This window comes from Rosistilla oblonga (assembly GCF_007751715.1).
GTDB classification, from domain to species: domain Bacteria; phylum Planctomycetota; class Planctomycetia; order Pirellulales; family Pirellulaceae; genus Rosistilla; species Rosistilla oblonga.
Genome location: NZ_CP036292.1, coordinates 3,836,296 through 3,850,063, shown reverse-complemented (window position 1 = coordinate 3,850,063; position 13,768 = coordinate 3,836,296). Strand labels below are relative to the sequence as shown.

General features: G+C 57.4%; 11 protein-coding genes. 1 reads left to right on the top strand and 10 read right to left on the bottom strand.

Annotation, left to right across the window (positions count from 1 at the left end):
* Positions 1-2: 2 nt before the first annotated feature.
* Complete coding sequence (locus CA51_RS13690) at positions 3-644, bottom strand: RNA polymerase sigma factor (RefSeq protein WP_145121477.1); 642 nt, start codon at positions 642-644, stop codon at positions 3-5.
* 963 nt (positions 645-1,607) lie between these two features.
* On the opposite strand from CA51_RS13690, the gene CA51_RS13685 reads away from it, so the two are divergent.
* Positions 1,608-3,284, top strand: a complete 1,677-nt coding sequence (locus CA51_RS13685; RefSeq protein ID WP_145121475.1) for a glycoside hydrolase family 88 protein — start codon at positions 1,608-1,610, stop codon at positions 3,282-3,284.
* A 55-nt stretch (positions 3,285-3,339) separates the two neighbouring features.
* Here the strand turns inward: CA51_RS13685 and CA51_RS13680 are convergent, their stop codons facing one another.
* The 9 genes from CA51_RS13680 to CA51_RS13640 form a co-directional block, all read right to left on the bottom strand.
* On the bottom strand, positions 3,340-4,173 hold the full coding sequence (locus CA51_RS13680) for a hypothetical protein (RefSeq protein WP_145121473.1): 834 nt from the start codon (positions 4,171-4,173) through the stop codon (positions 3,340-3,342).
* The gene (locus tag CA51_RS13675) at positions 4,170-5,081 is read right to left on the bottom strand and encodes a hypothetical protein (protein ID WP_145121471.1); all 912 of its coding nucleotides are present in this window, start codon (positions 5,079-5,081) and stop codon (positions 4,170-4,172) included. Before CA51_RS13675 ends, CA51_RS13680 begins: the two co-directional genes overlap by 4 nt.
* A 214-nt stretch (positions 5,082-5,295) precedes the next feature.
* Complete coding sequence (locus CA51_RS13670) at positions 5,296-5,661, bottom strand: hypothetical protein (RefSeq protein ID WP_145121469.1); 366 nt, start codon at positions 5,659-5,661, stop codon at positions 5,296-5,298.
* Positions 5,662-5,863: 202 nt separating this feature from the next.
* Entirely contained in the window at positions 5,864-7,915 is a 2,052-nt protein-coding gene (locus tag CA51_RS13665) for an alpha/beta hydrolase family protein (RefSeq protein ID WP_145121467.1), read from the bottom strand.
* Between the two features lie 56 nt (positions 7,916-7,971).
* Entirely contained in the window at positions 7,972-9,777 is a 1,806-nt protein-coding gene (locus CA51_RS13660; protein ID WP_145121465.1) for a TroA family protein, read from the bottom strand.
* A 181-nt stretch (positions 9,778-9,958) separates the two neighbouring features.
* Complete coding sequence (locus CA51_RS13655; protein WP_145121463.1) at positions 9,959-10,282, bottom strand: hypothetical protein; 324 nt, start codon at positions 10,280-10,282, stop codon at positions 9,959-9,961.
* Between the two features lie 14 nt (positions 10,283-10,296).
* Complete coding sequence (locus tag CA51_RS13650) at positions 10,297-11,532, bottom strand: MFS transporter (RefSeq protein WP_145121461.1); 1,236 nt, start codon at positions 11,530-11,532, stop codon at positions 10,297-10,299.
* Positions 11,529-12,398: an alpha/beta hydrolase gene (locus CA51_RS13645; protein ID WP_145121459.1), complete on the bottom strand. Its 870-nt coding sequence runs from the start codon at positions 12,396-12,398 to the stop codon at positions 11,529-11,531. Before CA51_RS13645 ends, CA51_RS13650 begins: the two co-directional genes overlap by 4 nt.
* 179 nt (positions 12,399-12,577) lie before the next feature.
* Positions 12,578-13,354: an NRDE family protein gene (locus CA51_RS13640; protein ID WP_145121458.1), complete on the bottom strand. Its 777-nt coding sequence runs from the start codon at positions 13,352-13,354 to the stop codon at positions 12,578-12,580.
* Positions 13,355-13,768 lie beyond the last annotated feature (414 nt).

The following is a 13,768-nucleotide window of genomic DNA, read 5'->3' as shown; positions in this document are numbered from 1 at the left end:
TGCTAATCCCCAGCTGGTCCGACTTCGGTTGCTGGTGGGGTGTCGGGATTCAGGTCTCCCAGTGACGCGGTCAGCAGAATCATACACCGGTTCAAACGTCGTTGAATCGTCTTTGGTGAAACGTCCAATAGATCCGCCGCCTCGGTATGTGTCATGCCTTGGATACGGACCAGCCCAAACACCTCGCGCTCGTCATCGGGAAGATTGTCGATTGCATCGAGCATTCGCACCGCGTTGGGAGTCAGCTGAGACGCGCTTGGTTCGGGTGCCATCGCCAATCCCGCATTCAGCTCGTGATCGGCTGGATGTTTGTCGAGTCGGCGGGCAAGATCGTTGAGTTCCCAGCGCATGTGTTGATTTGCCAGTCCAAAAAACTGCCGTACGGTCGCCGGGCGGACCTGCTGCATCGCTTTGATCAATCGATCGACCACCGCGCTCAGCATCTCTTCGGACTGTAGATTCAACGGAGGCTGCATCAATCGCGGATAGCTGCGAACCAACAACGCTTCGCACAACATTTGCAAACGCCCGACCGAGCGATCGATCAATGCTCGAATGATCGGTTCCGCCGGTGCACTTCCATCCAAGTTCCCAAGTTCGTCCAGATACCTTTGAACATCGAGCGTCGTTTGTTCGTGATCCATTGCTGGTTTGATAGTGCTAGAGAAACTCGACCGATCGTGGTCTTGCAGGCAAGCCGTTGATTTCAAGTCGTGCTGGATCGAGATCATTTTGCCTCACGCGTGCCGTTTTGAACAGTCAACAGTGGCAAAACTCGCATTTGCGAATGCAAGCCGAATCGAAGCATTTCACGCCCTGGCCTCACACCAAACTGTAGTCCCCTTTTGGGAGAGCTGCCCCATTTTGCGGTTTACCCACACGTGATCGGTGGGGGCGTGCAGGTCTGGAAATGACTGCAAACCCCGCTCGCGTTGCAGTCTATCAATTTGGCGGGGTCGAATGTACACCGGGGATTGCTTGGTAATTGACCGGCGGGAAGCGCGGAACTCGCGCTGGAGATTCAAGTAGAAAGTGTAACCTGCGGCCTTCTGCTGATCAAAGCTTGCTGAACTTAAGCGTCGAAGCCGTCCTGGGGGGCGAAGATCAGCGGCACGTCAATTCACACCCTGCCGTCTTTCGATTTCGGGAGCATCGGGTGGTGCAACGATCTTGTTGTATGGACACCAACCCCACGGCAATCCTTTCTCTGTTCGACCACCTGTCGGGCTCTGCTCGTGCCATGTGATGGTTCAGTGCGAAATGACGGATCGTTGTGCGAGTTCCTTTCTGTTTGGTGCTGTCATCGGTCACGGTATTTGAATACGAAGCGGTTGCTTAGCAGCAGTTAGGCAATCAAGTCAGTGCCAGGTATGAGCGACGGAACATTGAGACGGCAGATCGAATAGACGTGGAGCGTCGAGGTGAAGGAATTCAGCCTAGTCGACGATGGTTGACGTGCTGCAGGGATTGGCTTGCCGCTGAACGAATGGCGGGGCGATTGCCAAGCTCTGGAAAACCCACAGCAAACAGATTTTAATGGAGCCGATCGGTGAAGCCCACGGCGGCTCGCCTGAAGCAAATCTCCTCTGTCGAAGAGAATCTGAAAAATGTTGGGCGCACGCAAGTTTGGGCTTCTGTTGATTTATGTTTTGCTGTCGTCGTGCGGCTTGATGAGTTCGAGTTTCGCAAACGATGCGGCATCGCAGTGGAGACCGGTTGCGACTCCCTACGGCGTCGCAGCGGATCGAGAGCCGCTGTTGTCGCTTCGTTCGCCGCAGTTTCACGATCTGACCTCGCCAGCGAAACGCATACTGGTAGTTGCTCATCCGAGCCTGTCGGCCGGCTATTTCGAACAAGCTGCAACCGCTGGATTTGCCGCGGCGCTGAAGCAGCGTTCGTGTGCGATCTGGTTGGTCTCCGCCCCCGATGGGCTCGCGGATGAAAAGACGTCGGCGTTGCCAAACCCGATCGACGCGAAGGCCTATTCCGGCGAAAGCATTGCCACGCAGTACCTGTGGCGTTCGGTTGGATTGCTGGCGCCCGACGTCGTCGTGGTCGTTAAGCCTGGGGACGAGCTGCGCTGGGATCTGCAGCCCGAAGAGACTTCTTTCGCCGGTGGGCTTCGCAGCCGATCCGTTGCGGGCATCGGTGCGGTTGCGGCAATCGAATGCAATGTGCCGCCTGGGGTTGCTTTGGTCGATCTCATCGACAGCGCTTTGAAGCAATCGATCCCTGCGGTGCAGGAGTCGGCAAAGGAGGAATTGTTGCGTCGGCAAAAGCGGACGCCGTTGCAGGTCGCCGACCAGCTGAGTCGACATTATGGCAAGGCTCTCGATTCGGTGAATTACCAACAAGCCTTGGCTCTGATCGGTCGCCTGCAGCGGGCGGACATGACCGGTGATCCTGCAGAGCTTGCGGCAATCGAACGCATGGCTGAACCCTATCTTAACGGAACTAAGCCCGCGTTGCCCGCAAACGCCAGCGGCGGCGTCTTCGCAGGTCATCTATTGTTCGCCGAACTCGCGACGCGCAGTGACAAGCCAGGCTATATCGACCTCGTTCGTGCGGTGGCCGATCGTGGCTTCGACGCCAATGGCGAGATGCTCGATGCGATGCCGACGCACAGTGAGATGAGCGATGCAGTCTTTATGGGAACACCGATCCTTGTCGCCGCGGGACGGTTGACCAACGATACGCGTTACGACCAGATGGCGATCCGACATTTGCGTTTTATGCTAAGGCTGAACCTTCGCGACGACGGTTTGCATCGCCACTCGCCGTTGGATCCCGGCGCGACAGCGTGGGGACGCGGCAACGGTTTCCCCGCCTTAGGCCTAGCGTTGTCGCTGTCGTCGATCGAACAGGACGGACCGATCCGCGATGAGATGCTTGCGGCTTATCGGGCGCATCTGGCTGCGATGATCAAACATCAGGGTTTGACTGGGATGTGGCACCAAGTAGTCGATCGCCCCGAGAGCTATCCCGAGTTCACTGTGACCTGCATGACGACGATGGCGATCGCTCGTGGCCTGCGTCGGGGCTGGCTCGATTCCGCCACGTTTGCTCCCGTCGTGAAACGCGCCTGGCCAGCGATTCAGTCGCGGATCGGTAGCAACGGTGAACTGATCGATGTTTGCACAGGAACTGGCAAACAAAAGAGTCTTCATGCCTATTACGATCGAACTGCGATTCGCGGCCGCGACGCCCGCGGTGGGGCGATGGCGATGTTAGCCGCGACCGAGATCGGTTTGGCTGAGCGCGAAGGGAAACTGAAGGTCGATTGACAACAGGGAACCGCGTAAGAGGACCGATGGTTTCCCCGCACGCTCCCGTTTTGCACTACTTGCCGACTTCGCGACGCAGCGATCGAACTTGGTCTTGGATCATGATCGGCAACTTGGCTCCCAGCAGGTTTTTGCCGCGAAACCAGCCTTTGGGCTCGTAGAAGACCATGTGGGCTTCGAAGAACAGGACGTTGGGAAGTTCGACCAGCGGCGTCGCTTTGGTGAAGATCCCCATTCCCAAATAGGGTTGTTTGTCATCGGGACTATCCAACGGAGCCCAGCTGCTTTGATGCTTGTTTTCGGGATCGTTGGCAACGACGATCGACCCGGCGTAAACCGAGGCGTCGGATTTGGAATCGTTGCTGCGCAGAACCATCGTCAGGCTGATCCGTTTCAGCAATTCCGGCTCGTGGGCGTAACTGTATTTGTCGTCGCCGACCACACCAAGATCCGCTCCTTCGCCGTTGCCCTGCTTGTTGTCGGCGAACAGCTTCGTCAGCAGGTTCTCATCGTTCAAAATGTCGAGCGTTGCGTGAACGGTGAAGAAGTAGCTGTAGACGCGAAACACGCCTCCATCGACGGTCTTCTTGATCGAGCGTGGGATATCGATCGGCGAATTGACTCCCGCTTTGGTAAAGTCGTCGAAGCGACGCCCCAGGCTGGCGATGACCGCTCGCTGCTGTTCGGCGTCCATGCCGTCTTTCATGACGACTTCGGGCCAGGGCTGCGATTGGCCGTTCACGTTGGTGACCGGCGAGTTGAGGATCGCCAGCGGAAGCTTGGCATCTGGCGAATTCGGCGATTCGGAAAAAGCGAGCGTGGGGACGGCTAGAATCGCCGCGAAGAGGGTGCAGCGGGTGTGAAGGCGAATCGAGCGGAGGGTGATCATCGTTGAGTCGTTGTGGTTTTTGAGAGGGCAGCCCGATCGTAGTGCGGCCGCATCGAAGTCGAGATTTGGTTGAACCATCCGTGCAGCGACGCCGCATCTTGGGCCGAGAGTTTTGGCTGGGCCAAGACCCGCGTCGCGTCGGCTGGAATGTTCATCGTAACCTGCCCGGGAGGGATGTTGGTAGAACAAAACGCCGTGTCCGACGGGATCCCCAGAAAATTGTATTTGCTGTAGTCGACGTGCAACTGGGGAGCAAAGACCAGCGATTGGGGGAGCCAGTGGATGCTGCCGACCGCCGTCGTGCTAACGCCACTCGAATCGGCGTCCATCAACCAGCAGAACGTATCGAGATGCCCGGTCTGCGGGTTCAAAACCAACGCGTATCGCAGCGGCAGCAGCCGGTTTTGGTTCTCCCAACGGAAGGCGCCGATCGTGTCGACGATGAAGAAGTGTCGGCTGATTGCCTTGTATTGGACCTGCGTCTGTTTTGCGTCAAATTCTTTCAGCACCATCCGCGCGAAGAAACCGAGGTCGGCGCCCAGTTGTTGCTGGGTATCGGAGCTGACGATCATGTCGCGTCCGCGAACGGAGGTTCCCGCGCCGGTGGCAACTTCGGTCAGTTGCCACGATCCGTCGGGCAGCTGTTGAGTGCGGGCGGCGAGGGCGGTGAACATCAGGCTGGCCAGTTGTGAATCGCGCTCGGGAATCTTGTCGACATCGCCGCTGGCTACCTTGGGGAAGCTCTTCACGATCAGATGAGTCCAACCTTCGGGCGGTCCTTGGTCGACGATGGTCCCCGGGCGCAGCACCGATATCGGTCGGACGGCTACGTCGTAGGGTTGAGCGAACGTAATCGCTGGCAGGAGGGCAACGCTGAGGCTCACCCAAGTTAAGAATCGCACATCCATTTGCTATCACCTTTCGTCTTCGCCACGTTGGTAGGTCGCTGCCGAACCGGGGGCGTTTCCAATGCGTGGCTCAAAGTGCCAATACACTTCCAGTGGATAGTACACCAAAGGTAGCTCTGTCTTCCAGCCCGATTCGATCGTCAGTCGAGCGACGTGGGATCGCAATTACGGCCGGCGAGACAATATGCGGCAGGATTGCTGGCGCAAGAAAGGCTTACCGCTTCTTTCGTTTGGGCTTCGCTTGCAGTCGCTTCCAGACCTTGCGAGCGCATTTGTGATCGAGCCGAACGATCTGTTTCAGCCGAGTATCGAGCGTCGATACCGCTCCACGGTCGCTTTCGACGTAGACAAACGGCAGGCAGACGCCAACCACCTTCATCGGTGTCCCCGTGTCGTGTGGGATGTAGCGAAACCGAATCGGATCTTCCGGGGGAAGCGAAAGCGAGGAACAGGACCACAGGTACGAAGGCAGCTCGACCAGCTCATTGAGCACGGTAACAAAGTCGCCACAGCGGATGTCCTCTCCCGCAACGCGAGCTGCAACCGTGGTGTCGTTGCCGCTTTGGCAAGCCGCTTTCATAAATCAACCGTCACGCAAATGGAACGAAGCAATCTCGATCTGTCGCCGCAGATGCCTGCGGCGGACCTGGATCGCCGCCGCCCACCCGGGCACCGCTGCGATCCGTGTTCAAGACATCGACGATCGTTCAGCGGTTCGGACTTTCGTTACCACTTTGCATAAATCGTTCGCGCCGCCTGGCAACGAACGACCGCGGGCCGATCTATTCGCTAGCGATTTCCCAACCCAACGGTTTTGCGACGGCCTTCACGCGTTGGATCGGTTGGCTGTCGGATGCATCGACAGTGATCTCATGGTCCGCGGCAGCCAAAGCTAACAGCTGAGTCAAGTCGATCGCTTTGGTCAGTCCCAACAGGATCGGGCCGTCGGACAAGCTCTCCGGCAACTGATGGAGCGTCAGCGAAACGTCTTCCCCGCCCAAAGTCGCAAGCATCGCCATGCATGCTTCGGATCCGGCGGCTTCGACGTCGAGCGATCCCGCAGTCGGAAGCCCCTCCGTTTTTGCGGCGAGCAATTTGACGAGGCCACGAATTTCGGAGACGCGAATCCCATCCAACGATTGGCCGACCAAGTGCAACCGGCGTCGCAGATGAGTCGTCTCTTTCTCCGTTTCCATCCAGCGCGATTTACCCGTTCCCTGAGGCATCAAAAAGAGAACGGCTTCGTTTTTGGAAGCGACCTGTTTGGCAATGGCTTGAGGATCGATGAGAGCATCCTCTTTGGTGTTGTATTGGACCGTTTTGCCATCGAGGATGAAGCTGACGTTCTCTTGGTCGGGCGATCCGACGCAGATCTTAATGCCATCGAGCGGTTTGTCGGTCGACGGAATCGCCGCGATGACAAAACTCTTTAAGGGTGAATCCGATTCGATTTCCAGGTTCTGGAACTGAACCCCGTCGATCGCTTGCTGCTTCGTTTCCTCGACAGCTTGCAGTGCAAAGCCCTCGACATTTTTCGTCGCACCGGGAACGTCGTCGATGCGGGCCAACAATTGATTTCGGAGATCCGACCAAGCGGCTTTATCGGTCGGCAGATCGATCGATGCCGCCAGCGGAACAAACCATTCCTGGACGTTAGTCACCTGTTGGTCGCTGGGGATCCCATCGCCATAGACCTGCAGTTGTTGCGGTTTCAGCGCCTTCCGAGCCACCTCTTCGATCTCGTCGGTCGAATTCTTCAGATGCTTTTCAAACCAAGCAAACGCACCGACTCGCAACGCTTGCGTATCTTTGTGCGGGCCCTCGGTGATGTGGATCGCGAGGTTGTCGCGAGCGTCCAATGCGTCGTAGACCTTTGTCGTTTTGTCGTAGACGCGGATCACTCCGTCGAGCGGGAAGATCCTGTCGCGATGCGAGTTGGCGATCAGTAACGCTCGCGGCGCGATCATCGCAGCGACTGTCGCAAAGTCCCAGCCGAAACGGTTGACCATAAACATACAGTCGCAATGGCCTTCGATGCAGCCGTCGATGACATGGTTTCGCATGTCGGTGATACCAGCCACTGGCACCGCCGCTACGATTCGTTGGTCCAACGCCGCGGTCCACCACGAATAGGAACCGCCGCCACTACGCCCGGTTATTCCAAAACGCTTGGCGTCGACTTCGGGGCGGGTTTCCAGATAATCGAGAGCTCGCATCGAGTTCCACGCTTCGACGCCGGCGGGCGTGTAGCCGCGCGACGCCCACCACCACATCCCTTTGGAATAGGTGCCATGATGGATCCCTTCGATCTCGCCCAATTGAATCGTGTCGATCATCATGCAGACATAACCCTGCCGTGCGAACCAAATGCCGTGGTGATGGTATCCGACTTTGTTGCCATAGCTGACACCGTTCTCTTTGACTCTTGCATGTCCACAGACATACAAAATGGTTGGGAACGGACCTTCGCCAACGGTTGGCAGATAGAGGTTCGCGCTGACGTAGAGCCCCGGTCGCGACTGAAAATGAATCCGCTCGACGATGTAGCCGTCGTATTGCTTGCGATCGACGATCGTAGGTTTCAGATCGGTCCGCTCGGGCCAAGGATTCAGTCCCAACATGTCTCGCAGTTGCAGTTCCAGTTCCGGCCGATTGGCTTGCCACTGTTCCGCGGTCAGCGGTTCGGTCAGGCAGCGCGATTCCACCGCCTCGGTCCGCTCAGTTAAGTAGGCATCGATCGGTCCGCGACCGGGATATTCCGCGACAGCAAGCGTCGCGGTGATGGTGGCGAAACTAAGCAGGCAGGGGATCAGCAGGCGAGGGTGCAGCAGCATCGCGGGGTTCCGTGGGGCGAGGTTGGGAGGTGGGATTGTGGGACGTACACGCCAGTCTAATTGCCGATATCGGCAACAAAATAGTCGTGCCAGACCCAACTTGGCATGACGTCGAAACGCATCATCATCTGATCCATTCCAAGCGGCCGCTGTTGCGATTCACCATCGCTGGGAAGACCCGACAAGGGGAACAGGACTGCGGCGGCGGTGGGCAGGGAAGCGAAGCGAACGATCACCGATTCCAAGTAGAGGTTCTTGATCGTACCGCCGATTGCTCGCATGTCAATTTGTTTTGCGGATTCCAATGCCATCGCAGCGCGTAGCGACAGCGGCGGTTGGGTATCGGAAACCAACAGATCGGATTGCAAGTCAGCCAACGGAGCGGCTAGATCGATAGTTGCCGGGACGTTTGCGAAGACGCGGTCACGATAGGCGGAAAGGCTGAAACGACCGCCTCCTGGAATGCGAGTCAGATCGTCGGCGCGGACTTGCGTTTCGAGCAGCTTCTCGACGGGAACCGTGAGTAGTTCGGGCGATACGATTCGCAGCGTCGGCGTGATCGCTTGGTTCCCTGGTTTCTCGAAAAGCCCTAGGTAGGAATCAAAACTTTGGTTCGCTTTGGCAAATTGGCTCGCCAAGCTCGGGAAGCTTTCGTTTCGTTGCTTCGCTTGAGCAGCGGCCAATCTCGCTCGCCACGTCAACATATCGTTGGTAGCACGCTGATAACGGTCGACCAACGCAGCGGCTTGGGGCGTCGAACTGAGCAATTGAGCCAACGGGGGCTCGACCGCGGCGGCTAGCTGCGACGACGGAGTACGCCGCGCCAGCGGAGCGATCGTCTGCAGGAATTGCATGTAGAGTCCGGCGGCCGTATTCCCGGTGGCGTGGCTCGCATTGGCGACGATCAATTCGGGCAGCATCGCCAACATCTTGGTATTCCATTCCGCCGCGGTTTCGCTCCAAGGGCCGTGGCCTTGATTAGGTGCGGCGCCGATCGTCTGCAACGCCCAATAGATTCCTTGGCAGCGGATCAGGCCGACGTGCGCGGTTTGCCATTTTTCGAAGAAGTGTCGGAAGGCCTCGGGCCCCGTTGCCGAGCTTCCATCGATTTGGCAACTGCCGGTCTGCCCGATCGACGCGATCGCTTCGGTCAGCTGTCCGCTGACGGCCGCCAAGTCGGGAGTCTGACTGGCGAGGATCTTTTTAAGATTCTCCGCATTGGCAGCTTTGCGTTCCGATCGCCAAGCATTCCAAAACGTTTGCTGCAGTTCTTGGAAGGACTTATGAAACGGAGGACGCTGGGTGTGGTGGATCCATAGCATCTCCTTCCATAAATCCTCCTCGGCGGCTTGGAATGCGTTGGCGGCAGCATCCAAGTTTCCTTTGGATACCTGATCGCTGATCTTTTGTACTTCGCGTTGTCGCCCAGGTTGTCCTTTGGTCAACGCCTTCATCGCCGCCATCGTCAACTTTTTGCCTCGCTCGGTCGGCAGATAGGCGAGCGATGCGCGATGGGCTTCGTTCCATAAAGCATCGCCGCGCAGGCGAAGCTCCAATCCGGCCGGTTCTCCCATGTCGATCAGTTCGTCCGCATAGAACCGAATGTCTCGACCAGCGAAACAAAGCTTCGCGATGATCTGATGCGATACGTCGTCGATTTTGTTTGCAAGCCGCGCTGCATTGACCTTGTGCATGTCGTCGACATGCGACTTCCAAAGCGATTCGCATTTGGCGACCAGCGTTTTGCTGTCGGGATTTAAACCGTGTGCGCTCAAGCTGGCGTCGAGATCGCGGTTGCCGGGAGTGGCGCTGACCGGCAGGCTGATCAAAATGAACCATGACAGAATGAAGAACCGGAACATAAGAAGGCTCCTGCAGAGAAAAGGGACGATAAGAACCGTCCATCTTACCAGTTGCGGACCCTGTGGTGTGTGTTGTGATTGCGAGAGTTGGAGAAGTTCTCCGCGGCGTCCTGAGACGCGTTCTGCGTAGCAGGAATTCCCAAAGCGAGCGGATCCGCAGCGAGTGACCGGCCACGGTCGCTTACCCCTCTTCGACAGCTTCTTTGATCGCCTGGACGATACCGGGCCGCGAGATGGCGAGCGATGTCGCACGGTGGACGTCGATTCCGAGTTCTTTTCCCAAGCGGATCGCGAGGTCGACGTCGCGGACGCCGTGGAACTGGTTTGTTGGCGAACCGTCGACGTAGATCGTGTCGCGATCGGCGCGGAAGCTCGATTCCAAGGCGTCGGCTAGTTCATCGATCCAGTCTTCGGGAACGCCGCGTGTTCGGCAGTGCTCGACCGGCCAGATGTCGCGTCCGGTGCATTCGTCCAATAGGTCTAGTGCAATATGTCGTTGCAGCATCGTCTTCTCTCGATTTAGCTGGAAGGGTTGGCCAACCGCACCGCGGCATCTCGCCAGACATAGATCCCCATTCCGACAACACAGATACTTCCGACGGTCGCAAACATGCTGGCATAGCCAAAACGATCGCCAACGTAGCCCAACGCCGGCGCGCCGACAAGCGTTCCTAAGTCGAGCATCATCATCGCCAATGCCGACCCGGTGCCGCGTACTTCCATCGGGAATGGCTGGATCGTCAAAGAGGTCATCGTGTGGAACATCAACCCGTGCCCGGTTCCTGTCAACAACGCGGGAATGACTATCAGCCAAGGGTGCTGCGCCGACACAATGGCATAGCTGAACATGCCGATCGCCATCAGCGCCGTCCCGATCACCAGAATCTTATGCGGGCCGACGCGATCGGGAAGGTTCCCCAATGCTAAACGGACGGCCACGCCCCAGCCTGCGTAACAGATGAAGAAGATTCCGATCACCGAATGTTTCCCGATCACCAGTGGTTCGCTGTCGATAAAGCTGGCCACAAAGATGAACGGCGCCGTCATGCAGATCCCGAAAATGAAGTCGATCAGCAGGACCGAACCGGGCCAGTAGCGGATCGTTGTCGAAACAAAATCTGACAACTTCACCGACCGCCGCGTTCCGACGCTGCCTGGAGTTCGCATCAGGATCAGAAAGATCGTGGGCAACAAACTGGCTAACGATGCGCTGATAAACAGCCAGACAAAGTCGCTGCGTTGGCGGGCAACCATCGCCGCGTCGGCTCCGCTGCCCAGAATCAGATCACCCAAATACGGGCCGATCAGCATTCCGAAAAAGCCGCCGGCGCCGAGCACGCCGATCGCTTCGGTCCGCCGATGTTCGGGAGCCGTTTGCGAGATGTAGGTTAGCCCGCTGGCAAACACGATCGCAGCGGCTAATAACTGAAGCGCGCGGATCAGGTAGATCAACGGATTCAGATCGTCCAATAACAGATTGCTGAAAGCGGATGCCGCAAACAGAAGATATCCGATCAGCCACATCAACCGCGCGCCAAGTCGATTGATCCATTGCGCGATCCATGGACGCAGCAACAGGCCCAGCGTAGCGCTGGCTCCCATGATCAATCCAACCTGGCCAAGCCCGCCACCGAGAAACTCGATCCAGCGGGAGTAGTGCGCCATCAGAGTGTTGGCGATCACAAAACACATCTGGCTGGCCAAAGCCAGCATGAAGTTGCGGTCGTACAGTCGAGGTGTGTCGACGGCGGTCACGGTTGTTTCAGCGTTGGAGGACCATCGATCCAACCCAACTTGTTCAAGAAGCGATCGGCGGCGATCACCGTCAGGCGATACCAGCGGCCATCGTCGTTGCCGACATTAAAGAATCCGTGGCCTTGGTCTGCGTAGACGTGAAGTTCGCTATCGACACCGACAGCCTTTGAAGCGTCGCGGAACTTTTCCGCCGTCGCAACGGGGATCAAGCGGTCGTTGCTTCCCAAAAAGACGATCGACGGCGGATCGTCTTTGCTTAGATTGTGAGCCGGTGAGAAATGCTTGTATCGATCGCGAACTCGAGCGGTTCCCCAGCCACCGGGGCCGTTGTCATAGACCGGATTAAACAGCAGCATCGCTTGGCTCTTCGCCGAGACGGAGAGATCGTCGCTTGTCGCATCACCTGAATCGACACATCCGACGAAGGCGGCCAGATGTCCCCCCGCCGAACCGCCCGCCGAGGCGATGCGGTTGGGATCGATCCCAAATTGTTTGCTGCGAGCGCGAATCCAACGCATCGCCGACTTGGCGTCTTCGATGCAGACGACCGGCGGAGTCTTGGATTTGCGATCCAACAGTCGGTACTGGACTTGGAAACAGACGACGCCGCGCGAGGCGAAATATTGACTGTGCGATGTGAACTGTCCCGGAGCACCACCAACCCAACCGCCGCCGTGAAAGAAGACGATCGCCGGTCGCAACTGGCCCGCCGAATCGCCGGTTGGTTCAGTGACGTACAGCTTCAATTTGCGGCCGTCGACAGTTTTGTAAACGTGTGACGGCGCTTCGGGTTCAGCCGCGGCAGCCAATGCAGAGGCGAAGACGATCAAGGACGCAAATGTCGAGATCTGAATACGGCTTGGCATCTGGCGAGCTACCCGTAGATGGTGGGGATAAAGGCGGGGGAGGCGGAACAGGCGTTCGAAGCGATGGTCCGCCGACAGCAGGAATTCAAACGGCGCTGATGTCCGTTGGTTTCCGCGTTACCTGCGGGGCTGCGTCGTCGACGCACCACCCCAAAAGGTTCGACTGGCAAGCGGCGACGTTACGCTCGCTGTGCCTTGGTGCGAGCTTCGCGAAGCCCACGGCTGAGGATATCTCGCAGCAACGGCGAGTAGTCTTCGTACTTCGCTTGATCTGGAGCTCCTGTGGAGAACTGATAGATCGCATCGCGAGGCTTAACCCCTAGCGACAGCAAGGTGCTGCTGACGGTACCATAGTCATTGCCGCGGACGACCATCGAAGGACGGCCGGGCAGAGTTGGGGTGCGAGCGAAGACCTTGCTGGCAACGGCCAGGAACTTGACTGGCGAGTCGAGCGTTTGCAACGTCAACAAGCGGCGAGCCATCGCGACGCGTTCGTCGGTAGGATCGTTCAAGTTTCGCGAACCGATAATATTCAAGCCTTCGACCAGTTCGACGACTTCATGCTCCTCTTCCGAATGGATCGCAAAGCCGGCGTTGGCGTCGGCGATCATGATGTTGCAGCCTTCGTACCGCGTTTTAGACAACTCGGATTGGACTTTTTCCAAAGCCTTCCGCGATGATCCGCAACGCAATAGGTCCAGACACAGCAAGCCGCGAGAGCGTTGACCAAACAGAGGGGTCACCGTCGCGCGGTTGCAGATTCCTACAAACATCCCATTTTGGTTGACTCCCAGCCAGGTACCCCCACCTCGTTGGTCGATTCCGCACAAGACGCGCGGTTTTCCCGACTGGATCGAGGGGGCCAAACTGGGGCGGTCGAAATATTCTTCACGGTTCGCCGCGACCAAGACAGGGCTTTCAGGAACCAATTGATATTGCAAAGCCAATAAGCACATCGTGGTTGGGTCACTTTCCAAAGATCAGAGGCTTAGAATCGTTTAACTTCGGCAAATTGCCGATCTGGTCTCCTGCACCAGCTCAACTAAATGTAACGCGTTGCGTCATGCGGTTGCACCCCCTACCGGGGGGTCATTAGGCGGAATTTAGATCCTTCTTCATTTTCCCGAACCCGCAATTCGGAAAACGGTAAACCATTGCTATTACGGTCTTTACGTGGCAGCGAACACTTTTGTTCAGCCACATTTTGAACGGCTTTTCAACGGTCCGGTCTCCTTTTCATTTTGGGGCATCACTCCAGATTACATAAGGGAGACCGTTTAATCGCATTGGGTTCGGCCGCGGAATCGGCGCAATCGGTCGTCAAGCTGATGCGTTATCGATGCCGATCATAGTTGAGGCAAGTTGGACGC

Bases quoted from the DNA above. Each gene is read 5' to 3' on its own strand.
- CA51_RS13675 (WP_145121471.1), bottom strand. From the start codon at position 5,081: ATGGATGTGCGATTCTTAACTTGGGTGAGCCTCAGCGTTGCCCTCCTG.
- CA51_RS13645 (WP_145121459.1), bottom strand. From the start codon at position 12,398: ATGCCAAGCCGTATTCAGATCTCGACATTTGCGTCCTTGATCGTCTTC.
- CA51_RS13690 (WP_145121477.1), bottom strand. From the start codon at position 644: ATGGATCACGAACAAACGACGCTCGATGTTCAAAGGTATCTGGACGAA.
- CA51_RS13655 (WP_145121463.1), bottom strand. From the start codon at position 10,282: ATGCTGCAACGACATATTGCACTAGACCTATTGGACGAATGCACCGGA.
- CA51_RS13685 (WP_145121475.1), top strand. From the start codon at position 1,608: ATGTTGGGCGCACGCAAGTTTGGGCTTCTGTTGATTTATGTTTTGCTG.
- CA51_RS13640 (WP_145121458.1), bottom strand. From the start codon at position 13,354: ATGTGCTTATTGGCTTTGCAATATCAATTGGTTCCTGAAAGCCCTGTC.
- CA51_RS13665 (WP_145121467.1), bottom strand. From the start codon at position 7,915: ATGCTGCTGCACCCTCGCCTGCTGATCCCCTGCCTGCTTAGTTTCGCC.
- CA51_RS13670 (WP_145121469.1), bottom strand. From the start codon at position 5,661: ATGAAAGCGGCTTGCCAAAGCGGCAACGACACCACGGTTGCAGCTCGC.
- CA51_RS13660 (WP_145121465.1), bottom strand. From the start codon at position 9,777: ATGTTCCGGTTCTTCATTCTGTCATGGTTCATTTTGATCAGCCTGCCG.
- CA51_RS13680 (WP_145121473.1), bottom strand. From the start codon at position 4,173: ATGATCACCCTCCGCTCGATTCGCCTTCACACCCGCTGCACCCTCTTC.